Consider the following 24,569-nt stretch of genomic DNA (forward strand, 5'->3'; position numbering starts at 1 on the left):
TCCCGTCCCGTGATAGCGCTGCGCCCGACGAAGTCCAGCCTCGTGATTGCCTGCGTCGCGCGCCTCGCCGCGGCGATGGCGGCGCTGTCGCTGCTGGCCGGGGCCGCGCTGGCGGGCGGCTATGAGCGCGTGCGACTGCCGAGCTATGACGGCGATCTCGACGCCGTGCTCTATCGGCCGAAAGGTCCCGGACCCTTTCCCGCCGTCGTCGCGCTGCATGGCTGCGGTGGCCTGTTCCGCGAAAACGGCAAGCTCTCGCTGCGCCACTCCGACTGGGGCGAGCGCCTCGCGGCGGAAGGCTATGTCGTCCTGATGCCGGACAGCTACGGCTCGCGCCGGCTCGGCTCGCAATGCGGCGTCAAGGAGGTCACCGTGCGGGCCAGCCGCGAACGTGTCGCGGATGCCGCCGCCGCGCGGCACTGGCTGCAGTCACGCGGCGATGTCCGCCCCGAGCGGATTGCGCTGCTCGGCTGGTCCGGCGGCGGCTCCACGGTGCTGGCCGCCATCCGCAAGGATCGTCGTCCGGCCGACGAGCAGCCGGATTTCGCCCGTGCCATCGCCTTCTATCCGGGCTGCCGGGTTCAATCGGAATCGGCCAGCTTCATGGCGCGGATGCCGCTGATGATGCTGATCGGCGACGCCGACGACTGGACCCCACCTGGCCCCTGCGACTATCTCGCCAAGGCCGCGAAGGCCCGCGGTGAGAAGGTCGAGATCGTGATCTATGCCGGGGCGCTGCATGATTTCGACCATCCGCGGCTGGAGGTGAAGGAGCGCAGCGACATCGCCTTCTCCGCGACCGGGACCGGCAAGGCCACCGTCGGCACCAATCCGGAGGCGCGCGAGGACGCGATCAAGCGGGTGAAGTCCTTCCTGAACGGGCTCTGAGGCGGACAGGCGTCAGAACAGGTCGCCCTGGCCCGGCTTTGCCGTCTCCCGCCGCGGCGGACGGGGCGTTCGCGAAAGCCCCTCGCCACCGCCTGCGACCACCACACCGAAACGTCCGCCTGCGACCTGCACGCCGAGCGCCTGACCGGCCCGCAACTGCCCCGGATCGCGGATCAGGGCGCCAGCCTCGTCACGCACCAGCGCATAGCCGCGTGCCAGAACGGCTTCCGGCCCGAGTGAAGCGAGCAGCGACACCGAGGACCGCAAGCGCTCGCGACGCCGCATCAGGCCCTGCGCAAACGCCCGCTGCAGCCGCGTCTCCAGCGCCGGCAGTCTCTCGCTGCGCAGGGCGACGCCGCGGGTCAAAGCCTTTGCCGCGCGTTGCTCAAGCTCGCTCAGCCTCCGCCGGGCGTCGGCAATGCGCCGGTTTTCGGCGGACAGCGCCGCGTTGCGAGCCTGCGCCAGCACGCGTCCATAGCCGTCGAGCCGGGCCCGCAGGGCCGCGAGGCGCGCCAAGGGCGATTGGCGCGCAAGGCGCTGGGCGGCGAGGCCGCGCTGCTGCTCATGCACACGGGCGTTGCGTGCCAGCGCCGGGGCAAGCCGTGTTGCCGCGAGATCGAGCCGCTGGCGCGGGCCCGACAGCACGGCTTCCGGCCCCGGCAAGGCGCGGGCGAGCGCGCGCAGGTCGCTGCGGCGGCGGTCGGACAGGCGGCGCATCGCACCGGCCTGGCGGCGCGCGAGATCGGCGACGAGGCTCATCAGCTCGGCGCGCACCGGCACGACCTTTTCGGCCGCACCGGTCGGCGTCGGCGCGCGCAGATCGGCGGCGTGGTCGATCAGGGTGACGTCGGTCTCGTGGCCGACGGCGGAGACCAGCGGGATCAGCGAGGCGGCCGCGGCGCGCACCACGATCTCCTCATTGAAGCCCATCAGGTCTTCGAGCGAGCCGCCGCCGCGCGCGACGATGATGACGTCGGGCCGCGGAATGCGCCCGCCTTCGGGCAGGGCGTTGAAGCCGGCGATGGCGGCGGCGACCTCGGCCGCGCTGGTCTCGCCCTGCACGCGCACCGGCCAGACCAGCACATGCCGGGGAAAGCGATCCTCCAGCCGGTGCAGGATGTCGCGGATGACGGCGCCGGTCGGCGAGGTCACGACGCCGATAACGCGGGGTAGATAGGGGATGAGCTGCTTGCGCTCTTCCGCAAACAGCCCCTCTGCGGCGAGCCGCCTGCGGCGTTCCTCGAGCAGCGCCATCAGCGCGCCGATGCCGGCGGGCTCGAGCGAATCGATGATGATCTGGTAGCTCGACTTGCCGGCGAAGGTGGTGATCTTGCCGGTGGCGATGACCTCCAAGCCTTCCTGGGGCTTCGTCTTCAGCCGCCCGAAGACGCCCTTCCAGATCACCGCGTCGATCTTGGCGTTGGCGTCCTTCAGCGAGAAATAGACATGGCCCGAGCCGACCGGGCCGCGATAGCCCGAGATCTCGCCGCGCACGCGCACGAAGCCGAAGGCATCCTCCAGCGTGCGCTTGAGCGCGCCGGAGAGATCCGAGACCGACCATTCGGGGGTGTTGCCGACGGGCTTGGGCGATTCGCTGTCCATGACGCGACCATAGCGGCGCCGGCGCAGCCGCAGAAGCGTTGCCGTCCACGCCCGCGGCGGCTATTGCCCAGCCGACCCTTTGGCCCACCCAGCCCCGCGGATTGAAACGACGATGAAGATTCTTCTGATCGGATCGGGCGGCCGCGAGCATGCTTTGGCCTGGGCGATCTCGGCCTCGCCGCTCTGCGACCGGCTCTTCATCGCGCCGGGCAACCCCGGCACCGCGCAGTGCGGCGAGAACGTCGTCATAGACATCGCCGACCACGGCGCTGTCGCCTCCTTCTGCAAGCTGCAGGGCATCGGGCTGGTCGTCGTCGGCCCCGAGGGGCCGCTGGTGGCGGGCCTGGCCGACGATCTCGTGGCCACCGGCCTCAAGGTGTTCGGTCCCTCGAAGGCGGCTGCCCAGCTCGAAGGTTCGAAGGCCTTCACCAAGGAGCTCTGTGCCGAGTTCGCTATCCCCACCGCCGGCTTCGGCCGCTTCGCGGACGCGGCTTCCGCCAAGGCCTATGTCGCGTCCCAGGGTGCGCCGATCGTGATCAAGGCCGATGGGCTCGCCGCCGGCAAGGGCGTGGTGATGGCGGAGACGCTTGATGAGGCCAACGAGGCCATCGAGATGATGTTCGGAGGCGGGCTCGGCGCGGCCGGCGCCGCGATCGTCATCGAGGAGTGGATGATCGGCGAGGAGGCGAGTTTCTTCGCGCTTTGCGACGGCACCAACGCGCTGGCGCTCGCCTCAGCGCAGGACCACAAGCGCGTCGGCGATGGCGACACTGGCCCCAACACCGGCGGCATGGGCGCCTATTCGCCCGCGCCGGTGATGACAGCCGCCATGGAAGCCCGGGTGATGAAGGAGATCATCGCGCCCACGCTGGCCGGCATGGCGCAGCGCGGGACCCCGTTCAAGGGCGTGCTCTTCGCCGGGCTGATGATCACCGCGCAGGGGCCGAAGCTGATCGAGTACAATGTCCGCTTCGGCGATCCCGAATGCGAGGTGCTGATGCCGCGGCTGAAGAGCGACATCGTGCCGGCGCTGCTGGCGGCCTGCGACGGCGTGCTCGACAACATCACACTGCGCTGGTCGGACGAGGCCGCGCTGACGGTGGTGCTGGCCGCGCGCGGCTATCCGGGCAAGCCGGAGACCGGAAGCGTGATCAAGGAGATCGACAAGGCCGCGGCGCTCGACGACGTGCTCGTTTTCCATGCCGGCACGAAGCAGACCGCGACCGACATCGTCGCCAGCGGCGGGCGCGTGCTCAATGTCGTGGGGTTGGGCAAGACGGTGAGCGAGGCGCAGGCGCGCGCCTATCGCGGCGTCGACGCGATCGACTGGCCGGAGGGCTTCTGCCGCCGCGACATCGGCTGGCAGGCGGTCAAGCGCGAGCGCGAAGGCTGACAGCGGCGGGTGGATCGCGTGTATACCAGCCTAGGTCTCGGTCTATATCGGAGGCGAGCATGGTGCTGATGATCAAGAGTGACCGTGCCGACCGCCTGGTGCGCGAGCTCGCCAGCCGCACCGGCGAGACGATCGCCGAGGCTGTCGCGATCGCAGCGGAAGAGCAGTTGGCGAGGCTGCCGGCTACGCAAGAACGGCGCTCCGGTTCTGTCGACAGGGAGCGCCTTGAAGCGATCCTGGCCAGATTTCGGGCCGACCGCATCGACGATCCGCGGACGGACGACGAGATCATCGGCTACGATGAGAACGGCCTGCCTTCGTGACGCTCGGCCTCCTCGACGTCGACAGCGCCGCGATCGTCGCGATCCTGACCGAGGAGTCCGAGGCCACGGTCTTTTCCGATCTCCTCGATTCGAGACCGATCAGCTACTGCTCGGGCGTAACCTTCGTCGAGACGTTCATGGTCCTGTCATCGCGGATCGCGAACCTGAGCGTGGCAGGGCTAGCGACGGCGCTGCAGACGTTGGCCATTGAGCAACGACCGGTCGATGCAGAACAGTCGGGCCTGGCCAGCGAAGCCTTCCTGCGCTTCGGAAAAGGCGGGCACTCGGCGAAGCTCAATCTCGGCGACTGCTTTTCCTATGCTCTTGCCAAATCCCTGCAGACGCCCCTGCTCTACAAGGGCGAGGATTTCACCCGAACCGACATTGCATCTGCGCTGACGGCAGGAGCCCATCCATGAGCAATATCGACAGCCTCTTCCCCGGCTTTACCGGGCGCTGGATCAACGGGCCCGTGGGCAAGATCTTCGCCCGCGTCGGCGGCGAGGGACCGCCGGTGGTGCTGATCCACGGCTTTCCGCAGACCCATGCCGAATGGCACCGCATCGCCACAGAACTGGCCAAGACGCACAGCGTGGTCTGCCCGGATCTGCGCGGCTATGGCTGGTCGATGGCGCCCCATGGCGATGGTGGGCGCGAGACCTACACCAAGCGCGCCATGGGCGAGGACATCGTCGCGGTGATGCAGGCGCTGGGGCATCTGCGCTTCGCCGTGGTCGGTCATGACCGCGGGGCTCGCGTCGCCTACCGGCTGGCGCTGGACCATCCCGGCCGCGTCGAGAGGCTGGCGCTGCTGGACATCCTGCCAACCGTCTCGATGTGGGATGGCATGAATGCCGGGCGCGCCATGCAGGTCTATCACTGGACCTTCCTCGCCCAGCCCGAGCCGGTGCCGGAGAACCTGATCAAGGCCGATCCGCTGGGCTGGCTCGACCACACCATCGCGAGCTGGACGCGAGCGAAGTCGCTCGACCTGTTCGATCCCCTGGCGATGCAGGCCTATGGCGAATCCTTCGGCGACCCCGCCCGGATTCATGCCGCCTGTGAGGATTACCGCGCCGGTGCGACCACCGATGTCGAGCATGACCGGGTCGATCTCGCCGCGGGCACCCGCATCCTCTGCCCGACGCTGGTCCTGTGGGGCGAGGCCGGCATCCCGGCGAAAGGCGCAAGCCCGCTCGAGATCTGGCGCGAGACCTTCGCGCCGCAGGCGGAAGGGACGGCGATCGCGAGCGGGCATTTCCTGCCCGAGGAGAACCCGGCGGCGACGCTGGCGGCGCTCGTGCCCTTCCTGTCGCAACCCATTGCCTGAGGCGGCGCGAAGGGCCAGATTCGGGTGATGACGCGCAGCGCGCCCCGCCCTCCAGACCAAGATTCGCAGGATGCCACCGTGCGGCGACAGCCGCAGCCAGGCCAAACCGAGCTTGCCCTCGTGCTGGGGGCCGGCGGCGCGCGCGGGCTCAGCCATATCGTGGTGCTGGAGGCGCTCGACGAACTCGGCATTCGGCCGGCCCTGATCGCGGGCTGCTCGATGGGTGCGATCGTCGGCGCGGCCTATGCGGCCGGGCTGTCGGGCCGCGATCTGCGCGATTATGTCACCGCCTCCTTCCGCGACCGGGCCAAGGTGATCGCGCGGCTGCTCGATGCCCGCATCGGCAAGTTCACCGACCTGATGCGCGGGCTCGGGAACCCCGTCCTTATCGATGGCGAGCGGATGCTCGACCTGTTCTGGCCGGATTCCGTGCCCGACCGTTTCGAGGATCTGAAGACGCCCTTCCTGGCGACGGCGACCGACTACCATCTGCATGCCGAGGTCGCCCTCGGCCGTGGCCCGCTGACGCCGGCCGTGGCGGCCTCGCTGGCGATCCCGGGGCTGATCCGCCCGGTCGTGATCGAGGGGCGCGTGCTGATCGATGGCGGCGCGATCAACCCCCTGCCCTATGACCGGCTGATGGCGCCGGGCCGGATCGTCATGGCAGTCGACACCAGCGCGCCGGCCACGGTCAGCGAGACCCGGGTTCCCAGCCCGCTGGAGGCGATGCTCGGCGTCAGCCAGATCCTGACGCGGACGATCGTACAGCGCATGATCGAGCGCCAGCCGCCGGACATCCTGATCCGTGCCGGGGCCGATGGTATCGGCGGGCTCGACTTCTTCAAGGCGAAGGCGATCCTGGAGGCGGCCGAACCCGTCAAGGACGAGGTCAAACGGCGGCTGACGCAAGCGCTGGAAGAGGCGCGCTGACGAGCTCGGGCGCGTCGCAGACGAAGCCCGGCAACGCCTGCGCCAACGCCACCCGCCCGCTCTCCGTCAACGTCACCGCGCGGCTGTCCTTGCGGCGTAGGACCCAAGCCTTATCGAAGCAGCGGCAGGCCAGGGCGGCGGCGAGATGGCCCGCGAGATGCGGCCTGCGCTCGCTCCAGTCGAGGCAGGGGCGCAGAAGCGCGCGGCGCGGCGGCTTGTCCGGCAGGGCAATCCCGAGCGCGGCGAAGACGCCCTCCCCCGACGGCGTCAGGCCGTAGCCGCCCTCGGCCACGGCGAGATGACCGCCCGCCACAAGCGCATCGTGGATATCCGTGCCGAGCCGTCCGGCGAAATGGTCGTAGCAGGTGCGGGCCTGGCTGAGTTCGGCACCGACGCGCTTTGGCAATCGCCGGGCGGCCGGCCCGGAAGCGGCGAGCACCATCAGCCCCTCCAGCGCCTGGGCGACCTCGGCACCCGCCAGGCGGTAGTAGCGGTGGCGTCCCTGTGCCGCGACGGCCAGAAGGCCTCCCCGTAGTAATTGCGCCAGATGGCCGCTGGCGGTCTGCGGGGCGACGCCGGCGAGGAAGGCGAGTTCCTTCGCGGTCAGCGCGCGGCCATCCATCAGCGCATGCAGGATGTTCGCGCGGGCGGGGTCGCCCATCAGACTGGCGATTTCCGCGAGGTAGGGGCCGCTGGCGTTCATGCCGCGAGGATGCGCCGTCCTGCCGCCAGCGCAAGAGGCGATGCTACGGCCGCGGCCGTTGTGTCCTGCCGAGACAGCGGGCTTCGGCAATGCGACAACACGGCATGCTCCAGCCTCTCAGCACCGATCCCTCCCTCCTGCTCTTCATTGCCGCGACCTTCCTGCTCGCCGGCTTCGTCAAGGGCGTCATTGGGCTCGGCCTGCCGACCATTGCCGTCGGCGTGCTCGGCGTCGTCATGGCGCCGGCCCAGGCCGCGGCGCTGCTCGCCGTGCCCAACCTCGTCACCAATGGCTGGCAGCTCGCGACGGGGCCGAGTCTCCGGCGCGTCCTTTCGCGGCTCTGGCCGATGCTGGCCGGGATCGCGGCCGGGACCTGGCTGGGCGCGGGACTGATCGAGCAGCAGAAGAACGGTTCCGCGACCTTGTGGCTCGGTCTCGCTCTGGTGCTCTACGGGCTGGTCGGCCTGAAGGCGGCCAAGCTGCGGGTCCCCGCCGGAGCCGAGGCATGGCTGGCGCCGCTCGTCGGGCTTGCAACCGGTGTGGCCACCGCGGCGACGGGGGTCTTCGTGCTGCCGGCGGTGCCCTATCTGCAGGCGCTCGGTCTCGACAAGGACGAACTCGTCCAGGCGCTCGGCCTGTCTTTCCTGGTCTCGACGCTGGCGCTCTCTGTCGGACTGCTGGAGGCGGGCGTGCTCGATGCGCGGGTCGCGCTGCAGTCAGGCCTCGCGCTCCTGCCTGCGCTCGCCGGCATGGCCGCAGGCGCGGCGCTGCGCGCCCGCATCTCGGCTGCGACCTTCAGGCTCTGCTTCTTCGCCGGGCTTCTGGCGCTCGGCGGCTATCTGGTGCTGCGCGCGACCGGCTGACGCCGGTCGCGCCAGGGCCTCAGCGGCCGCGGGTGTTGTAGGCGAAGCGGCGATTGCTGCGCTTGACGCCGTACCAGGCCAGTTGCCGGTCCCCGACATCGACATGGACGAGACCGTTCGAATAGGAGCCGACACCGCCGACGGCATCGAGGCTCTTCGCCACCGCGGCAGCCTTGCGCGGCGTCGTCGCCAGCGGGCGGAAGTCGATGGCCTTGCCACTGTAGTGCTGGGAATTGCGGGCATGGCGCCCGCCGCAGGTCGAGGTGATCTGGATCGGACCGATCTTCCCGACCAGGTCCCGGATCATGGCGACGGTTTCGGCCTTGAGGCAGCGCAGCCCCTTGACCTGGGGCTGGAAGGAAACCTGCTCGATCGCGGAGTCTGCGCGCGCAAGAACAGGCACCGAGACCGTGAAGATCACGGCCATAACAATACAACGCATTACTAACCTGACGTGATGGGGAGAGTGGAAGGCTCAAGCCACCATCATGGGGTCCGGCTGAGCGGTTCGGGCGCTTCACTAGAGCGATCACGCGGCCAAAACAAGGCAGATGATCTATCCTGATCTATCACTGTAGCCTGAGGCTCGACCCAAGACTCGGCGGCCACGCCTGAAACGCTCCGGAATCGGGCAGATTCATCAACGGTTACGAACGCACCGATCGGCCTGCGCCGGTTTCGGCCGCTGGCCGGCGGATTTCGGCCGACGATACGAAGGCCTCGCCCGGAGGATTTGCGGCATCGCATTGACGCAGCGCTAACCGCAGGGGCGCTCTGCGAGCGCAACGGCTCTTCACGCATGCTAGCGTTCGATCGTCCGATCCTGCAGGGGAGAGGGAGAATGATCGACGAGACGCGCAACTATCTCCTCTCCGAGATAGAGACGCTGCAGGCCACCGTGTTCAAGGCGGGTGCGCTGAACGCCAAGACGCTGGGCGCGGCCGCCGAGAAGCACCTCGAAAACGTTCTGCCGCTGGTGGCGCTGTCGCCGCCCCTGGAGGAGGCGACCTATCTCGCCGTGGCCCAGATCGCCCAGTTCGCGCGGCTGCTCTACGGACAGGTGCCGATCGCCGAGATCGAGCAGGCGCGGCGCAGCACGCTCGTCGCGGTCGATGCGCTGGCGGCGCTGATGCTGGCTTCGCTGCAGGGCCAACCCACACGAATGCAGGCTGGCGAGCCCGCCACCGATCCGCTGACGCTCGCCGGCTGAAGCCGGCCGCAGCTAGCGGCGTTCGCGGAAGAAGTCGCGCAGCAGTGCGGCCGCCTCGCTCTCCCGCAGCCCGCCATAGACCTCCGGCGCATGATGACAGCTCGGGCTGGCATAGAGCCGAACCCCGTTCTCGACCGCCCCGCCCTTGGGATCACCCGCGCCGAAATAGAGCCGGCGGATGCGGGCAAACGAGATCGCCGCCGCGCACATCGGGCAGGGTTCGAGCGTGACGTGGAGATCGCAGCCGATCAGGCGCTCGGATCCCAGCGCCTCGCAAGCGAGCCGCAGCGCCAGCATCTCGGCATGGGCCGTCGGATCCTTGAGTTCCAGCGTCCGGTTGCCGGCGCGGGCCAGCACCACACCGTCCCGGCTGACGACGGCGCCGACCGGCACCTCCCCGCGCGAGGCGGCAGCGCGCGCCTCATCGAAGGCGAGTGCCATCGGATCCGGGGCGGGCACGGGCGCAGGCTCGGCCTTTGATCGCTGCGGGGCCACCGAACCTCCGTTTTGGCGCTCGCGGCGCCGGAAGCGCTCTGCTACAAGCGCCGGCTACACCGCGAATTTCGAGCCTGTCCAGCGTGCGAAGCGGATCTTCGCCCGCAAGACGATAGGCTCAGGAGCTATCATGAGCGACGACAACAATCAGAAAAGCCGGGGCCCGCGCAAGGGCGGCGGAACCGGCGGACGCGGCGGCGGGTCTGGCGGCGGCCGTGATGGCGGCGGTTTCGGCGGCAAGGGCCCGCGTGCCGGAGGATCGGCCGGTGGCGAGCGCAAGCCGTTCCGTGGCCGCAGCGACAGTGCCGAGCGCCCGGCGCGAGCCGATGGCCCGGCGCGCCCGTTCCGGGCCCGCCCCGATGGCGAGCGCAGCGGCAGCCGCCCGCCGCGCGAAGGCTTTGCGCCCCGTGGCGAGCGTCCGGCTTCCGGGGGCAAGCGCTTCGACAAACCCGGCTTCGACAAACCGCGCTTCGACCGTCCCCGCTCCGACGGCCCGGCGCGTCCGCGGCGGGCTCGCGAGGAAGCCCCGGTTTCCGAGGCCAAGCTGCTGCCTTCGCTGATCCAGGAGCCCGAGCGCATCGCCAAGGTAATGGCGCGGGCCGGCGTTGCCTCGCGCCGCGACAGCGAGGCGATCATCCTCGAAGGCCGCGTCAGCGTGAACGGTCGCGTGATCGACAGCCCCGCGCTGGATATCGGCCCCGACGACGTCGTGCTGATCGACGGCGAGCCGCTGCCGGCGCGCGAGCGCACGCGGATGTGGCTCTATCACAAGCCGCGGCGGGCTGGTGACGACGAACCACGACCCCGAAGGGCGGCCGACGGTGTTCGACGCGCTGCCGGAGGACCTGCCACGCGTGCTCTCGATCGGCCGGCTCGACATCAACACCGAGGGCCTGCTGCTGCTGACCAATGACGGCGGCCTGGCGCGCATGCTGGAACTGCCCGAGACGGGCTGGCTGCGGCGCTACCGCGTGCGCGCCTTCGGCTCGGTGACGCAGGACAAGCTCGACACGCTGCGTGACGGCGTGACCATCGACGGCGTCTCCTACGGCCCGGTCGTGGCGCGCTTCGAGCGCCAGCAGGGCTCCAACACCTGGCTGACGGTCGATCTGCGCGAGGGCAAGAACCGCGAGGTCAAGACGGTGCTTGAGCATCTCGGCCTCGACGTGAACCGGCTGATCCGGGTTTCGTTCGGGCCGTTCCAGCTCGCCGACCTGCCCGAGGGCGAGGTCGACGAGATCCGCTCGCGCGTGCTGAAGGACCAGCTCGGCGAGGAGCTGATGGCCAAGGCCGGCGTCGATTTCGAGGCGCCGCGCCGCGATGAACTGCCGGCGGCCCCGCCGCGACCTCTCGTGAGCAAGGCTGCGCCGAGCGGCGATGACCGCCCGCGCCGGCGCGAGAGCGGCGACCGCGACGGCAAGCCCGAGCGCTGGCAGAGCGACGCCGTGCGCACGCCCTCGCAGGACGACCGCAGCGACAAGCCGTGGAAGCGCACCGTCTGGCGCGATGCCGAGGCCGAGCCGCAGCGCGAGCGCAAGGCCCCGCCGCGCCGCGGCGCCGACCCCAAGGCCGAGCGCCAGACGCGCGAGGCCAGCGGCGAGGTGGTGCGCCGCCGCGACAAGGCGATCGCCGATCCCAAGGGCCGGCGCGTGCTGGTCGAGCGCGTCGGCGCCCCGCCCCGTGAGGAGCGTGCCGAAAGGCCTGCGCGCGACGGTGTGAACCCGAAGCGCAGGCCCGATCGCCTGCCGCGCAGCGAGCGCGGCGAGCGGAACGCCGCGGAGGCGCGCCAGCCCCGCGCAGCCGAACGCGCCAGCAGCAGCGAGCGTCCGGCCCGCCGCCCTCGTATCGAAGGTGGCGAGCGCGACCGCACGCAGGAGCGGCCCTGGCAGGATGCCGGGCCCCGCACGGAGCGTCCCGCGCGGGCGCCGAGACCCGAGAGAGCCGGCGGCGACAAGCCTTATGGCGAGCGCCCCGAGCGTGCGCCCCGCGGCGACCGCCCCGAACGCGCTCCGCGCGAGGGCGGTGAGCGGCCTCCGCGCCGTTCCGACGACGCTCCGGGCGGCGCCAAGCGCAGCTATGCGGCGCGCTCCAGCGAGCGGCCCGCGGGCCGCAGCGGCGAACGCAGCGGGGGTAAATCCTTCGGCGCCAAGCCGGGCGGCAAGTCCTTCGGCGGCAAACCCGGTGGCGGCCGGCCCTTCGGCGGCAAGCCGGGCGGCGGTGGACGTCCGGGTGGCGGCCGCCCTGGCGGCGGGTCCAAGGGGCCGCGCTCCGGCGGCAAGCGGGACTGACGGCTAACCGATGCGGATCGTCGGCGGACGTTTGCGCGGGCGAGCGCTGGCCGGCCCCAAGCCGGGGATCGGGACCATCCGCCCGACCTCGGACCGGCTGCGCGAATCCCTCTTCAATGTGCTCGCCCATGCCTATGCCGACCCGCTCGACGGCGCCCGCGTGCTCGACCTCTTCGCCGGCACCGGGGCGCTCGGCTTCGAGGCGCTGTCGCGCGGCGCCACCTTCGCGCTGCTGGTCGATGACGGCACCGAGGCGCGCGGCCTGATCCGCGAGAACCAGATGGCGCTCGGGCTCGCCGGCCACAGCCGCGTCTTCCGGCGCGACGCGACCAAGCTCGGCCCGATCAGCGCCATGGACCCCTTCGCGGTCGTGTTCTGCGACCCGCCCTACCGCAAGGGCCTCGGCGAGACAGCACTCGCCTCCGCCCGCGATGGCGGCTGGCTGGCGCCCGGCGCGCTGGTGATCCTGGAGGAGGCTGGCGATGTCGAGATCGCCCTGCCCGACGGGTTCGAACTGCTCGAGCGGCGGGAGTACGGGGAGACGCAGGTTCTGATCCTGCAGGCGAGCCAGCCGTAACGGTCCGCCCGATGCCCTTCACGCATCGGGCCGCATCCCAAATCGCATGACGCCGGCGGCCGCGACCCACGCATAGTCGCACGATGTCGCAACCGCCCGGTCGTTCTCTGCTGCTCGTCCCGCTGCTGGGCCTGCTCTGGGGCTTCAACTGGCCGGCGGTGCGGATCGCGCTGACCGAGATCGCTCCGTGGACGCTGCGGGCGAGCGGCATGACCTTCGCGGGGCTGTTCCTTGTTGCGGTCGCGCTGGGGCGCGGCGTCCCGCTGGCGGTGCCGCGGGCGCAATGGCTGCGGCTGGCGGTCGCCGGGCTGTTGTCGATCGCGGCCTTCAACATCCTGCTCGCCTTCGCGCAGCTGGCCGCGCCGACCTCGCGCGCGGCGATCCTGACCTTCACCATGCCGATCTGGGCGACGCTTCTCGCCCGATTCATCCTGGCCGAGCCGATCGACCGGCGGCGGCTGGTCGGGCTCGGGCTCGGCATCGCGGGGCTGGCCTGCCTCGGCCTGCCCCTGATCGCCGGTGGCGGCCTCTCCTTCGGCCTGCTGCTGGCGCTGGTCGCGAGCGTCAGCTGGGCGCTGGGCACCATCGTCAGCAAGCGCTGGCCCGTCAGCGCGCCGGCGCTGACCATCGCCGCCTGGCAGCTCCTGATCGGCGGCGCGACTGGGGGGCTCGGCATGCTCGTCTTCGAGGGCGTGCCGGTGCCCAAGATGCTGGAGGCGCGGACGGTGGCGGCACTCGCCTTCCACATCCTCGGCGCACAGGCGCTGGCCTATGTGCTCTGGTTCACGGTGATCGCGCGGCTCCCGGCCGCCATCGCCAGTCTCGGGACGCTGATGGTGCCGGCTGTCGGCGTGCTCGGCTCGGTGCTGCTGCTCGGCGAGCGCCCGACGCCGAGCGACTGGCTCGGCCTCGCGCTGGTGATCGCGGCGTCGGGCTCGATCCTGATCCCGGAACGGGCGAAGGCCACGGAGGCTTGACAGGATTTCGTTCCGCGGGCCGAGATCAATCGCAACATCCTGCAAGAAATGCGAGGGATATTCGATGTTTCGAATTTGTATCGCTGCAATGTCAGCGCTTGGTGTCGCAAGCTGCCAAACTGCGAGCACAGAATCCTTTACGGGCCCGACGGGCACCCAAATTCAATCAACCAAATGCAGCCAGTCCCCACAAGCTTGTTTCAAGACTGCAAGCGAGGTCTGCAAGGGGCCCTACCAGGTGATCGACAGCCACTCGAATGCCGGGGGTCTGGTCGCGGATATTATTCCTGGACCAGTTACGTGGTATTCAATGACTTATCAGTGTGGCAAATCGGACGGCACGTTTCCCCAATTCACATTTAGAGGATCGTCGTATAGGCCTCCGATAGTGACCCACTGTTCGCGGGGTACAAACTCTGCCACATGCAAGACATTCTGAGCATGGCTCGGGTCACATACTGACCTTCGCCCTAACTGCCGCTCGATATCCCGCGAGCTTGAGTTCGACATAGATCGGGCGACCGTGGTTGCAATGGCCTGACTGGGGCGTGACCTCCATTTCGAGCAGCGCGTCCATATCTCGAGGCGGGCCATTGGCTGTACTCCGAATGGCCGTCGATCCGGTCCTTTCAGGATCCTCCCCAATCACTGGCCGAACTCCAGCAACAGGCGGGGCAGCGGCGACAGGGTTTATGACGATCACCACATCGTCGAGCAGGGTGCGGGAGGGCGTGAAGGCTTTCCGCGCTCGATGCTCGACGGCCCCGGCAACGTTGTCAGCGTGCCCCGCTACAAGCATCATGAAATTACGGACTGGTACAGCCGACCCAATACCGATTTCGGCATGCAATCGCCGCGCAGTTATCTCCGCGGCCGCGACTGGACGGAGCATGTCCGTGTCGGCCATGAGGCCCTGCGTCCATTCGGAGTTCTCAAATGAAGCGCGATGAGGATTTGGGGGCGCTGTCCAGTGAGGAGATCGTCAGGCGCTTCGAACAGCTCTGCATCGAGCAGTACGACGCCATGGATCGCGAAGAACGGGGGCGCGTCAACCGCCTGGTCTGGCGCATCCATGCATTGGAAATGGAGCTGAAATCCCGTCCCGGGGATCAAAGGCGGCTGCTTCGGCGCTTCTTCAGCCACTCGAACATGCAGGTTCGGCTCTCAGCAGCTCACGCCAATCTCGCGATCGACTACCCGGCAGCCCGTCGCGAGATTCAGGATATCGCCGACTCCAAATGGGGTCCGCAATGCGGAGACGCTGGCATGACCCTCATCAATCTGGACAACGGGGTCTATCGGCCGACCTGACCCGAAGGAGGACTCGATGAGGCGTGGCACGAAGCTGAGCTGCTTGCCGGACCGCGAACTCCTCGCCCGCTTCGAAAAGCTGTGCGTCGAACAGTACGACGCTCTCGATCGCCAGGAGTACGCGGCGTTCAACCGGCGATACGATCGAATCCAGGCGATCGAAGACGAGCTGAAGTCGCGTCCCGGCGATCAGCGCCGCATCCTCATGACGCTCTTCGGCCATCCCAACATGCAGGTCCGCTTGACGGCGGCGCATGCCACCCTTGCCGTCGATTATCTCGCCGCCCGTCGCGAGATACAGGAGATCGCCGACTCCAAATGGGGTCCGCAATGCGGAGACGCTGGAATGACCCTCATCAATCTGGACAATGGAATTTATCGGCCAACGTGAGCCGCTCCCTCACCGCCGCCCGAACAGCCGCTCGATGTCGGCGAGCTTGAGTTCGACATAGGTCGGGCGGCCATGGTTGCACTGGCCCGAATTGGGCGTGATCTCCATTTCGCGCAGCAGCGCATCCATCTCCTCGGGACGGAGCCGACGGCCGGCGCGGACGGAGTTGTGGCAGGCCATGGTCGCCAGGACATGGTCGAGACGGCGCTCCAGAGAACCGGCGGTTCCGTGCTCAGCCAGCGCGTCGGCGACGTCGCGGACGAGCTTCTGGAGGTTGCCGCCGGCGAGTTGCTGGGGTGCCTCGCGGACCAGCACAGCGCCCGGCCCGAAGGGCTCCAGCCTCAAGCCCAGCGTCGCCAGATCCTCGCTCGCCGCGTTGAGCCGGTCAGCGTCGACGGGGTCGAGTTCGACCACCTCGGGCAGGAGCAGAGGCTGCGTCGCGATCCCGCTGCGGGCGCGCTCGGCCTTGAGGCGCTCATAGACGAGCCGCTCATGGGCGGCGTGCTGGTCGACGATGACGACACCTTCTCGCGTCTGGGCGACGATATAGGTCTCGTGGAGCTGGGCGCGGGCCGCGCCCAGCGGCCGGTCGAGCGCGTCCGGCGAGGCTTCCGCGAGATGGGCGCGGGCGTCGGCCGAGGAGGCGTCGAATCCCGCGAAGCCCTGCTGCGGGCGGGCGTCGAAGCCGGTGGCGGGCGCGTTCCAGGCGGGCGTGTCCGGCAGGGTTGGGCGCAAAGGCGAGGTGCTGTTGCCGGTGCCAGCGAAAACCGCGCGGAAGGCCTCCAGCGTGCGGGCGCCGCCCGTCGTGGTGGCGCGGTGGCCCGCCTCCGCCAATGCCGCCTTCAGCCCGGAGACGACGAGGCCGCGGACCAGTTGCGGATCGCGGAAGCGGACCTCGCTCTTGGCCGGGTGGACGTTGACGTCGACGGCGCGCGGATCGCAGGCGACGTCGAGAAACAGCACCGGGTGGCGGTCGGAGGGCACGACATCGGCATAGGCGCCGCGCACCGCCGAGAGCAGCAGCTTGTCGCGCACCGGCCGGCCGTTGACGGCGAGATGCACGCCGGCCGAGGTGCCGCGGTGGAAGGTCGGCAGCCCGGCGAAGCCGGTGACATGGACGCCCTCGCGCGCCGCATCGAGCCGCAGCGCGTTTTCGGGGAAATCGCGGCCGAGCGCGCGGCCGAGCCGGCGCAACTGCCCCTCCTCGCCAAGCCCCTCAGCTGGCCAGTCGAACGGGGAGACATGCTCACCCTCGAGCGAAAACCGGATCGCCGGACGCGCGATGGCGAGGCGCCGCAGCATCTCCGAGACGGCCTGCGCCTCGGCCCGGTCGCTCTTGAGAAATTTCAGACGGGCGGGGGTAAAGGCGAAGAGATCGCTGACCTCGATGCGGGTGCCGGGTGCCGCCGCGACGGGGCGGACCACGCCCTTCTCGCCGGCCTCGACGACGAGGCCCGAGCCTTGGGTTGCATCATGGCGGCGGGTGGCGATGGAGAGCCGCGCGACCGAGCCGATCGAGGGCAGCGCCTCGCCGCGGAAACCGAGCGACTGGATCGCGAAGAGGTCGCCATCGGGAAGCTTCGAGGTGGCGTGGCGCTCGACGGCGAGCGCCAGGTCCTCGGGCGTCATGCCCGCGCCGTCGTCGACGACACGGATGAGCTCGCGCCCGCCGGCCGCGATGGTGACGGCGATGGCGCGCGCGCCCGCGTCGATGGCGTTCTCGACCAGTTCCTTCACCGCCGCAGCCGGCCGCTCGATCACCTCGCCGGCGGCGATGCGGTCGACCAGAACGGGATCGAGGCGGCGGACGGGCATGCGGGTTCCGGGGCGGCGGGCGGCGCGGCGAATCGAAGGGCAGCGTTGAGGCAGGATAGTGGATGGGAGCGGCTCATGTCCGCGCCACTGCGCCTCTCTCAGCCCTCATCCTGAGGAGCAGCCGAAGGCTGCGTCTCGAAGGATGTTGCAGCAGGCTCCCGAACCCTCTGGAGCATCCCTCGAGGCGCCGCTGCGCGGCTCCTCAGGATGAGGGCTCAAAGACACTCACACCAGCCCGACGGGCCGGCCCACCGCCTGGACCAGCAGGCGCGGATCGCCGAAGAGGCGCTCGGCGACGCGCTTGACGTCGGCCAGCGTCACCGCGGCGAAGAGGCTGTTGCGTTCGCTTAGGAACTCCGGCTCGAAGCCGTTGACGGCGAGGCCCAGCAGTTCCGAGGCGATCTTGGGCGAGGTGTCGAAGCGCAGAGGATAGGAGCCGATGATGTAGCGCTTGGCCTCGGCGACCTCGTGCTCGCTCGGGCCCTCATTGGCCAGCTTGGCCATCTCCTCGCGGATCACGCTCATCGATTCGGCCGCGCGCTCGTTCTTGGTCGCGGTGCCGCCGACCAGCATCGCGCCTTCGCGCAGCGGCAGCAGGCTCGAGGAGACGCCATAGGCCAGACCGCGCTTCTCGCGGACCTCCATGAAGAGCCGCGAGGTGAAGGCCGAGCCGCCGAGGATGTGGTTCAGCACGCTGCCCGCGATGAAATCGGGGTCGTGCCGCATCAGGCCTGGGCCGACAAAGCGGAGCACGGTCTGCGGCACGTCGAGGTCGATGGTGTGGGTCTGGCCGAGGCCCTGGATCGGCAGGGCCTCACCCGGCTGCGCGCGCGGGAGCCCTTCCGGCAGTCCGCCGAAGACCTGGTCGAGCCGGCGGGCGAGTTCATCGGCGGTGATGTCACCGACCACGACCACCTTCAGCCCGGCCCGCGCCAGGAGATCGCGCGAGAGCGCCTTCAGCGAGGCGGCCTCGAGACGCGAGACGCTGTCGACATCGCCCTTCTCGGGCCGGCCATAGGGGTGGCCGGGGAAGGCGGCGGCGTAGAGCGCGTTGCGGCAGAGGGTTTCGGGGTTCTGGGCCTGGCGCTGAAGCCCGGAAATGACCTGACCCTTGACGCGCGCGACGGCGTCCGCGTCGAAGCGCGGGGCGTTCAGCGCCAGCGCCAGCAACTCGAAAGCGGTGTCGCGATGGCTCGACAGCGTCTGGAGATGGCCATGGAAGTCGTCGCGGCGCGCATCGAAGCCGAGGCTGATGGCGTGGTCGGCGAGCCGGCCCTGGAAGGCCTCGGCGTCGAGATCGCCCGCGCCCTCGTCGAGCAGGCCGGAGACGAGATAGGCGCTGCCGGCGGCGTTCTCGGGATCGCGCGTCGCGCCGCCGTCGAAGGCGAAATCGACCGCGATCAGCGGCAGGCTGTGTTCCTCGACCAGCCAGGCCTCGACGCCGGCAGGCGAGCGGACCTTCTGGACCGGGACCGAGGGGCCGGCGAGGCTGGTGGCGGCAGCGGGAATCGGAGCGTTCATGTCATGTCCTGGCTCGGGCCGGAACGCGGCCCCGTGCGGAAGGAGGACGGATCAGGCGGCGGGCAGGAGCAGGCCGGTGACGCCGCGATCGGGGCGCAGATAGCGCCGCGCCGCATCCAGAACGGCGTCGCGCGAGACGGCCTCGATGCGAGCCGGCCAGGCCAGCACGTCCTCGACCGTCTCACCGACCGCCAGCGACGCCCCGAAGATGCGGGCGAGCGAGGACTGGCTGTCGCGGGCGAAGATCGTCTCGGCGACGAGGCGGGTGCGGGCGCGGGCGAGTTCGAGTTCGCTCGGCCCCTCGCTGAGGAAGGCGGCGAGCGCGGCATCGAGCCCCGCTTCCAGCGCCGCCATCTCGACGCCGGGGCGGGGGCTGACCGAGAGCTGGAAGGCGGCACGGTCGACCATCGAGCCCATGAAATAGGCGCTGGCGCCGGAGGCCAGATCGGCCTCGACGCAGAGGCGGCGGTAAAGCCGCGAGGTGGTCCCGCCGCCGAGGATCTCGGCCAGGAGCTCAAGCGCGAAGACCTCGCCGGCATCGCCGCTGAGATAGGTCGGCGTCAGCCAGCCGCGCCGCAGCGAAGGCTGGCGCACGCGCGGGTCGCTGAGCGAGACCCGGCGCGCGGCGCGCGGATCGGGCTCGGCCGGGCGCTTGCGGACCGGGGCCTCGCCGCGGGCGGGAATGGCGCCATAGGTTTCCTCCGCAAGGCGGCGGACCGTGTCGGCGTCGGTGTCGCCGGCCACGACCAGGATCGCGTTCTCCGGCGTATAGAAGCGCTGGTAATAGGCGAAGGCGTCGTCGCGGTTCAGCCCCTCGATCTCATGCTCCCAGCCGATGATCGGCGTGCCATAGGGGTGGTGGACAAAGAGCGCGGCCGAGAATTCCTCGCCGAGCTGGGCGGCGGGGTCGGCATCGACGCGCATCTTGCGCTCTTCCAGCACCACGTCGCGCTCGGGCCCGACGACGCTCTCGTCGAAGGCCAGCCCGGTCATCCGGTCGGCCTCGTAATCCATCATCGCGCGCAGGTGCTCTTTCGGCACGCGCTGGAAATAGGCGGTGTAGTCGAAGGAGGTGAAGGCGTTCTCCTGGCCGCCGAGGCCGGCGACGATCTTGGAGAACTCGCCCGCCGGCCACTTCGCCGTGCCCTTGAACATCAGGTGCTCGAGGAAATGGGCGATGCCGGACTTGCCGGCCGGATCATCGGCCGAGCCGTTGCGATACCAGACCATGTGGGTGACGACGGGGGCGCGCCGGTCCGGCACCACCACGACGTCGAGACCGTTTGCGAGGCGAAAGGATTCGACCGGCTGGGCGGCCGCGGTCGGCTGCGCGTGCATGTTCACCTGGGCCGTCTCCATGATCGGGCACGCCGGCGCCGCGTACCGATGTCAGCGAGGCGGCGCATCGGAACGACGCACCGCCTCGTTGGGCACTTATGTGTTGCCGGCGCGAAACGCCAGTGGCCGGCCCAGAGCCGCGACGCCGCAGCGCCCCATAAGGGACACCGCGGCCTTGCGGCTTACTGCATCGGCACCTGGCCGGTGAGGAACTCGCGCTGGCCGACGGCCTGCTTGTCCTCGACCGGGCCGCCCTGACCGGGGCCCACCGGGGCGGAGCCGGCGGGACGACGATAGCCGACCGGCGGCTCGGAGAGCGTGCGGCGCGGCGGCTCGGAGCCGTAGTTCAGCTGATCGAGCGCCACCTGGTTCTGGCGGGTCGCCAGCTCGCGGCCGACGCGGATCGGCGCGATCTGGTTGTTGTAGTTGTTGTGTTCCTCGGTGACTTCGGGCCGGCCGGTGTCGCGGGTGGTGCGGCCGCGGCGCAGCTCTTCCTGGCTCAGCATCGGGTTGTTGCGCCAGTTGGGGTTGGAGCCGGCAGGCGCGCGGGCGGCAGCGGCATCGGCGCGGCGGGCGGCGACGTCGGGATCATTCGGCCAGGCGGCATTGCGGGCGCTGGCGGGGTCCTGCGGACGCGGCAGGGTCGAGTTCGGCGGCACGACCAGCGGCGGGCGCTGGCGATACTCGATGTCGTCACCCGGACGGCCGCCGACGACGCCTTCCATCAGGTTCTTGAAGAGCATGCCTTCCTGGGCGAGCGCGGGCTGCGCCGCCAAGGCGAGGCCGCCGGCCAGCAGCAGATGCGTCACGCGGATGCGATGCGCCATGTCAAACCTCCCTCGGGGATATTGCTTCCCCGTCTCTAACCGCAGACGAACGGCAAAACGATGGCGAAGCCGGTTTCAGGCCGCGTTTTCGGCCGCCGGCCGGAAGGACTCATACAGCAGCCCGACCACCCCGACAACGATGGCGGCGTCGGCGATGTTGAAGATGTACCAGCTGAAGCTGCCCCAATGCAGGTGAACGAAGTCCACGACCGCGCCATAGACGGCGCGGTCGAGCCCGTTGCCGAGCGCGCCGCCGACGATGAGGGCGAGGCTCGCCACCGTCAGCGGCCGCTGCTCGCGCCACATCCAGCGGCCGAGCCAGATCGCGGCCGCGATCGAGATCACGACGAGGCCCCAGCGGCCGATGTCGCTGTGCTGCTGGAACAGGCCGTAGGAAATGCCGCGGTTCCAGGCGAGCACGATGTCCATGAAGGGTGTGACCGCGAAGGGTCCCGTCTCCGCCAGGCGCAGCCCGAAGAGCAGCCAGAGCTTCAGCGCCTGGTCGACGAGGAAGACGACCAGGACGATGGCAAGGCCGAGGCGGCGGGCGGGGCTCACGCGGCGCCCCGGCCCAGTTCGCGCAGCGCCTTCGCGTCACGCGGCGTCACGGCGGGATAGGCCGGGTCGGCCGTAGCGGGATCGAAATACCGCCAGGAGCGCGCGCATTTGACGCCGTCGGCGCGGTGGGGGACGACCGCCACGCCCGGCACCTCGGGCAGGCGGACCGCATCGGCCGGGCCCTCCCCGCTCTCGACGCGGATGGCGGAGGTGATGCTGATCTCGGCGAGATCGGCTCCCGACAGTGCCGCGAGCAGATCGGGATCGGAGACGAAGACCTGCGGGGCGGCTTCGAGCGAGGAGCCCAAACGCTTGGCCGCGCGCTCCAGCTCGAGTGCGCCGGTGACGACGCGGCGGACCTTGCGGATCTTGCTCCAGCGCTCGGCCAGTTCGGCATCGAGCCAGGCATCGGGCACGCTGGCGAAGAGTTCGAGATGGACCGAGCCGTCGAGCGTCTTCTGCTCGGGATAACGCTCCAGCCAGGCTTCCTCGGCGGTGAAGACCAGGATCGGCGCAAGCCAGGTCGTCAGGCAGCGGAAGAGATGGTCGACGACGGTGAGCGCGCTCTTGCGGACATGGCTCGAGAGCGGATCGCAATAGAGCGCGTCCTTGCGGACATCGAAATAGAAGGCCGAGAGCTCGGTGTTCATGAACTGCGACAGCAGCGTCACGACCTTCTTGTAGTCGTAGGTCCGGTAGGCCTCCTCGACCTGCGGGCCGATCTCGGCCAGCCGGTGCAGCATCAGCCGCTCCAGCTCCGGCATGGTCTGGACGTCGGCGACGCGGATGTCCTCGCTGAAATGGGCGAGCGTGCCGAGCATCCAGCGCATCGTGTTGCGCAGCTTGCGGTAGGTCTCGACGAAGGTCTTCAGGATCTCCTTGCCGATGCGCAGATCGTCGGAATAGTCGGCCGCCGCGACCCAGAGGCGCAGGATGTCGGCGCCCGAGTCCTTGATGATGTCCTGGGGCGCGGTGACGTTGCCCTTGGACTTCGACATCTTCTCGCCCTTCTCGTCGAGGCAGAAGCCGTGCGTCAGCACGATGTCGTAGGGCGCGCGGCCGCGCGTGCCGCAGCTTTCGAGCAGCGAGGAGTGGAACCAGCCGCGATGCTGGTCCGAGCCCTCGAGATACATCACCCGGTCATTGCCGCCGTCGCCGCGGCGCCTTGCGCGCAGATCGGCCCGCTTCTCCAGTGTGAAGGCGTGGGTCGAGCCTGAATCGAACCAGACGTCGAGCACGTCGGTGACGCGCTCGTAACTCGCCGGGTCATAGCCGAAGGGCTTCAGGAAGCGCGCACCGTCGGTGTCGGTGAACCAGGCGTCGGCGCCTTCCGCCTCGAAGGCCTCGGCGATGGCGGCGTTCACCTTCGCATCGACGAGGATCTCCTTGCTCTCCTTCGCGACGAAGACGGTGATCGGCACGCCCCAGGCGCGCTGGCGCGAAACCACCCAGTCGGGGCGGTTGGCGATCATGCCGTTGATGCGGTTCTCACCCGCTGCGGGGACCCATTGGGTGTCCTTGATCGCGCCGAGCGCGACCTCGCGTAGGGTGCGGTTGCCCAGCGTGTCGACGCCCTTGTCCATGGCGATGAACCATTGCGGCGTGTTGCGGAAGATCACCGGCTTCTTCGAGCGCCAGCTATGGGGATACTGGTGCTTGAGCCGCCCGCGCGCGACGAGGTTGCCGGACGCCGCGAGCGCTTTGATGACGACCTCGTTGGCGTTGCCCTTCTCGCCCTTGTCGGTGATGACCTGCGCGCCCTCGAAGCCCGGCGCGTCGGTGGTGAAGCGGCCATCGGCATCGACGGTGTAGGGGATGCGGGTCTCGATACCGCGCTCGGAGAGCTGGCGGCCATTGCTCATCCAGACATCGAAGTCCTCGCGGCCATGGCCCGGCGCGGTGTGGACGAAGCCGGTGCCGGCATCGTCGGTGACATGGTCGCCGTCGAGCAGGGGCACGTCGAAGTCGTAACCGCGGCCACGCAGGGGGTGGGCGCAGGTCAGGCCGGCGACATCCGTCGCGTCAATTTCTTGGACTAGTTCAAAAGCTTCGACCTTCGCAGCTTTGAATACGCCTTCGGCCAGATTTTTCGCGAGGATGTAGGTCGCACCGACCTTCGCCCAGTTATTCTCAGGCGCGGCAGTGACGCGATAAAGACCGTAGGCGATCTTGTGGTTGAATGAGATCGCGCGGTTGCCGGGAATTGTCCAAGGCGTCGTCGTCCAAATGACGACCGACGCATTGCAGTAGAGATTTTGGTCTTCTCGTTCGGTCGCGAGTTCGACCGGAAACGCCACGAACACCGTGTCGCTCGTGTGCTCCTCGTACTCGACCTCGGCCTCGGCCAGCGCGGTCTTCTCGACGACCGACCACATCACCGGCTTGGAGCCGCGATAGAGCTGGCCGGTCTCGGCGAATTTCATGATCTCGCGGGCGATCTGCGCCTCTGCGGGAAAGGCCATGGTCAGGTAGGGGTCGTCCCAGTCGCCCTCGACGCCGAGCCGCTTGAACTCTTCGCGCTGGATCGAGACCCAGTGCTCGGCGAAGGTGCGGCATTCCTTGCGGAACTCAACGACATCGACGTCGTCCTTGTTCAGCCCCTTGGCGCGGTACTGCTCCTCGATCTTCCACTCGATCGGCAGGCCGTGGCAGTCCCAGCCCGGCACATAGTTGGAATCGAAGCCCAGCATCTGCTGCGAGCGCGTGACGAGATCCTTCAGGACCTTGTTGAGCGCATGGCCGATATGGATGTTGCCGTTGGCGTAGGGCGGGCCGTCATGCAGGACGAAGCGGTCGCGGCCTTTGCCGGCCTCGCGCAGCTTGCGGTAGAGGTCCATCTTCGCCCAGCGGGCGAGCAGTTCCGGCTCGCGCTGCGGCAGCCCGGCCCGCATCGGGAACTCGGTCTGGGGCAGGAACAGCGTCTGGGAATAATCGACGGCGGCGGATGTATCGGCGGTCTTGTCGGTCATGGTCCGGCTCGGGCAAGGCGGGCTGGCCTGCCATCATCGTCTGGCGTGGCGCTGTCCGCTGGAAAACAGGAAGAATTGCGACGGTCACCCGGCCTGCGCGCACGCCCGCGCTTCTAGCGCAGGGCGGCAGCCGGGCCCGTAATTCGCCGGAGCCTGATGAAGCGGAAGATGCGCAACATGATCATGATCGGCTTCTAGAGCAAAAATCTCAGCGCAGGAACCACTACGGTCATCCGGAAAGGCTCAGGAATGGATCCCGG

Annotated in this window: 22 protein-coding genes and 1 pseudogene; 13 read left to right on the forward strand and 10 right to left on the reverse strand. The window is 69.3% G+C overall.

The window, feature by feature from the left end:
• Positions 1–9 precede the first annotated feature (9 nt).
• On the forward strand, positions 10–888 hold the full coding sequence (locus ABIE41_RS23150) for a dienelactone hydrolase family protein (protein WP_354193225.1): 879 nt from the start codon (positions 10–12) through the stop codon (positions 886–888).
• A gap of 12 nt (positions 889–900) precedes the next feature.
• Here the strand turns inward: ABIE41_RS23150 and xseA are convergent, their stop codons facing one another.
• Positions 901–2,490 (reverse strand): exodeoxyribonuclease VII large subunit, encoded by a 1,590-nt coding sequence (gene xseA / locus ABIE41_RS23155; RefSeq protein WP_192642553.1) that lies wholly within the window; start codon positions 2,488–2,490, stop codon positions 901–903.
• Positions 2,491–2,602: 112 nt separating this feature from the next.
• Between xseA and purD the strand changes: the two genes are divergently transcribed.
• The 5 genes from purD to ABIE41_RS23180 all read left to right on the forward strand — a co-directional run bounded on the left by purD (position 2,603) and on the right by ABIE41_RS23180 (position 6,466).
• Complete coding sequence (purD, locus tag ABIE41_RS23160) at positions 2,603–3,883, forward strand: phosphoribosylamine--glycine ligase (protein ID WP_192642554.1); 1,281 nt, start codon at positions 2,603–2,605, stop codon at positions 3,881–3,883.
• 59 nt (positions 3,884–3,942) lie between these two features.
• Positions 3,943–4,206: a type II toxin-antitoxin system VapB family antitoxin gene (locus ABIE41_RS23165; protein ID WP_192642555.1), complete on the forward strand. Its 264-nt coding sequence runs from the start codon at positions 3,943–3,945 to the stop codon at positions 4,204–4,206.
• On the forward strand, positions 4,203–4,625 hold the full coding sequence (locus ABIE41_RS23170) for a type II toxin-antitoxin system VapC family toxin (protein ID WP_192642556.1): 423 nt from the start codon (positions 4,203–4,205) through the stop codon (positions 4,623–4,625). Before ABIE41_RS23165 ends, ABIE41_RS23170 begins: the two co-directional genes overlap by 4 nt.
• Positions 4,622–5,536, forward strand: a complete 915-nt coding sequence (locus ABIE41_RS23175; RefSeq protein WP_192642557.1) for an alpha/beta fold hydrolase — start codon at positions 4,622–4,624, stop codon at positions 5,534–5,536. The genes ABIE41_RS23170 and ABIE41_RS23175 overlap by 4 nt, the downstream gene beginning before the upstream one ends.
• A gap of 78 nt (positions 5,537–5,614) precedes the next feature.
• Positions 5,615–6,466 carry a patatin-like phospholipase family protein gene (locus ABIE41_RS23180; protein WP_354193229.1) on the forward strand — a complete coding sequence of 284 codons (852 nt, stop codon included), beginning with the start codon at positions 5,615–5,617 and terminating at the stop codon, positions 6,464–6,466.
• On the opposite strand, the gene ABIE41_RS23185 is transcribed toward ABIE41_RS23180, so the two are convergent.
• On the reverse strand, positions 6,426–7,169 hold the full coding sequence (locus tag ABIE41_RS23185) for an ArsR/SmtB family transcription factor (protein WP_192642559.1): 744 nt from the start codon (positions 7,167–7,169) through the stop codon (positions 6,426–6,428). The genes ABIE41_RS23180 and ABIE41_RS23185 overlap by 41 nt on opposite strands.
• A gap of 104 nt (positions 7,170–7,273) precedes the next feature.
• Between ABIE41_RS23185 and ABIE41_RS23190 the strand changes: the two genes are divergently transcribed.
• Positions 7,274–8,032 (forward strand): sulfite exporter TauE/SafE family protein, encoded by a 759-nt coding sequence (locus ABIE41_RS23190; protein ID WP_192642560.1) that lies wholly within the window; start codon positions 7,274–7,276, stop codon positions 8,030–8,032.
• 19 nt (positions 8,033–8,051) lie between these two features.
• Here the strand turns inward: ABIE41_RS23190 and ABIE41_RS23195 are convergent, their stop codons facing one another.
• Complete coding sequence (locus ABIE41_RS23195; protein WP_192642561.1) at positions 8,052–8,459, reverse strand: peptidoglycan L,D-endopeptidase MepK; 408 nt, start codon at positions 8,457–8,459, stop codon at positions 8,052–8,054.
• Positions 8,460–8,873: 414 nt separating this feature from the next.
• On the opposite strand from ABIE41_RS23195, the gene ABIE41_RS23200 reads away from it, so the two are divergent.
• Complete coding sequence (locus ABIE41_RS23200) at positions 8,874–9,242, forward strand: hypothetical protein (protein ID WP_192642562.1); 369 nt, start codon at positions 8,874–8,876, stop codon at positions 9,240–9,242.
• Between the two features lie 12 nt (positions 9,243–9,254).
• Here the strand turns inward: ABIE41_RS23200 and ABIE41_RS23205 are convergent, their stop codons facing one another.
• Entirely contained in the window at positions 9,255–9,683 is a 429-nt protein-coding gene (locus ABIE41_RS23205) for a nucleoside deaminase (protein ID WP_192642928.1), read from the reverse strand.
• 388 nt (positions 9,684–10,071) lie between these two features.
• On the opposite strand from ABIE41_RS23205, the pseudogene ABIE41_RS23210 reads away from it, so the two are divergent.
• From ABIE41_RS23210 to ABIE41_RS23230, 5 genes and pseudogenes are all read left to right on the forward strand, one after another.
• Positions 10,072–11,086 (forward strand): annotated as a pseudogene (locus ABIE41_RS23210) (pseudouridine synthase); the annotation flags it as partial.
• A 949-nt stretch (positions 11,087–12,035) separates the two neighbouring features.
• Positions 12,036–12,602: a 16S rRNA (guanine(966)-N(2))-methyltransferase RsmD gene (gene rsmD, locus ABIE41_RS23215; RefSeq protein ID WP_192642564.1), complete on the forward strand. Its 567-nt coding sequence runs from the start codon at positions 12,036–12,038 to the stop codon at positions 12,600–12,602.
• Positions 12,603–12,685: 83 nt separating this feature from the next.
• The gene (locus tag ABIE41_RS23220; RefSeq protein ID WP_192642565.1) at positions 12,686–13,579 is read left to right on the forward strand and encodes a DMT family transporter; all 894 of its coding nucleotides are present in this window, start codon (positions 12,686–12,688) and stop codon (positions 13,577–13,579) included.
• A gap of 936 nt (positions 13,580–14,515) precedes the next feature.
• Complete coding sequence (locus ABIE41_RS23225; RefSeq protein WP_192642566.1) at positions 14,516–14,890, forward strand: DUF2019 domain-containing protein; 375 nt, start codon at positions 14,516–14,518, stop codon at positions 14,888–14,890.
• A 16-nt stretch (positions 14,891–14,906) separates the two neighbouring features.
• A complete protein-coding gene (locus ABIE41_RS23230) occupies positions 14,907–15,281 on the forward strand; it encodes a DUF2019 domain-containing protein (protein ID WP_192642567.1) in 375 nt (124 codons plus the stop codon).
• Between the two features lie 9 nt (positions 15,282–15,290).
• Here the strand turns inward: ABIE41_RS23230 and mutL are convergent, their stop codons facing one another.
• The 6 genes from mutL to ileS form a co-directional block, all read right to left on the reverse strand.
• Positions 15,291–17,096, reverse strand: coding sequence for a DNA mismatch repair endonuclease MutL (mutL, locus tag ABIE41_RS23235; protein WP_192642568.1), 1,806 nt, complete (start codon positions 17,094–17,096; stop codon positions 15,291–15,293).
• Positions 17,097–17,321: 225 nt separating this feature from the next.
• Positions 17,322–18,617: a M16 family metallopeptidase gene (locus tag ABIE41_RS23240; protein ID WP_192642569.1), complete on the reverse strand. Its 1,296-nt coding sequence runs from the start codon at positions 18,615–18,617 to the stop codon at positions 17,322–17,324.
• 51 nt (positions 18,618–18,668) lie between these two features.
• Complete coding sequence (locus ABIE41_RS23245; protein WP_354193535.1) at positions 18,669–19,955, reverse strand: M16 family metallopeptidase; 1,287 nt, start codon at positions 19,953–19,955, stop codon at positions 18,669–18,671.
• Between the two features lie 182 nt (positions 19,956–20,137).
• Complete coding sequence (locus ABIE41_RS23250; protein WP_192642571.1) at positions 20,138–20,782, reverse strand: hypothetical protein; 645 nt, start codon at positions 20,780–20,782, stop codon at positions 20,138–20,140.
• Between the two features lie 75 nt (positions 20,783–20,857).
• On the reverse strand, positions 20,858–21,340 hold the full coding sequence (gene lspA / locus ABIE41_RS23255) for a signal peptidase II (RefSeq protein WP_192642572.1): 483 nt from the start codon (positions 21,338–21,340) through the stop codon (positions 20,858–20,860).
• Positions 21,337–24,309 carry an isoleucine--tRNA ligase gene (gene ileS, locus ABIE41_RS23260; RefSeq protein WP_192642573.1) on the reverse strand — a complete coding sequence of 991 codons (2,973 nt, stop codon included), beginning with the start codon at positions 24,307–24,309 and terminating at the stop codon, positions 21,337–21,339. The genes lspA and ileS overlap by 4 nt, the downstream gene beginning before the upstream one ends.
• Positions 24,310–24,569: the final 260 nt, after the last annotated feature.

The organism is Bosea sp. OAE506 (assembly GCF_040546595.1).
In the GTDB taxonomy this organism is placed as follows: Bacteria; Pseudomonadota; Alphaproteobacteria; order Rhizobiales; family Beijerinckiaceae; genus Allobosea.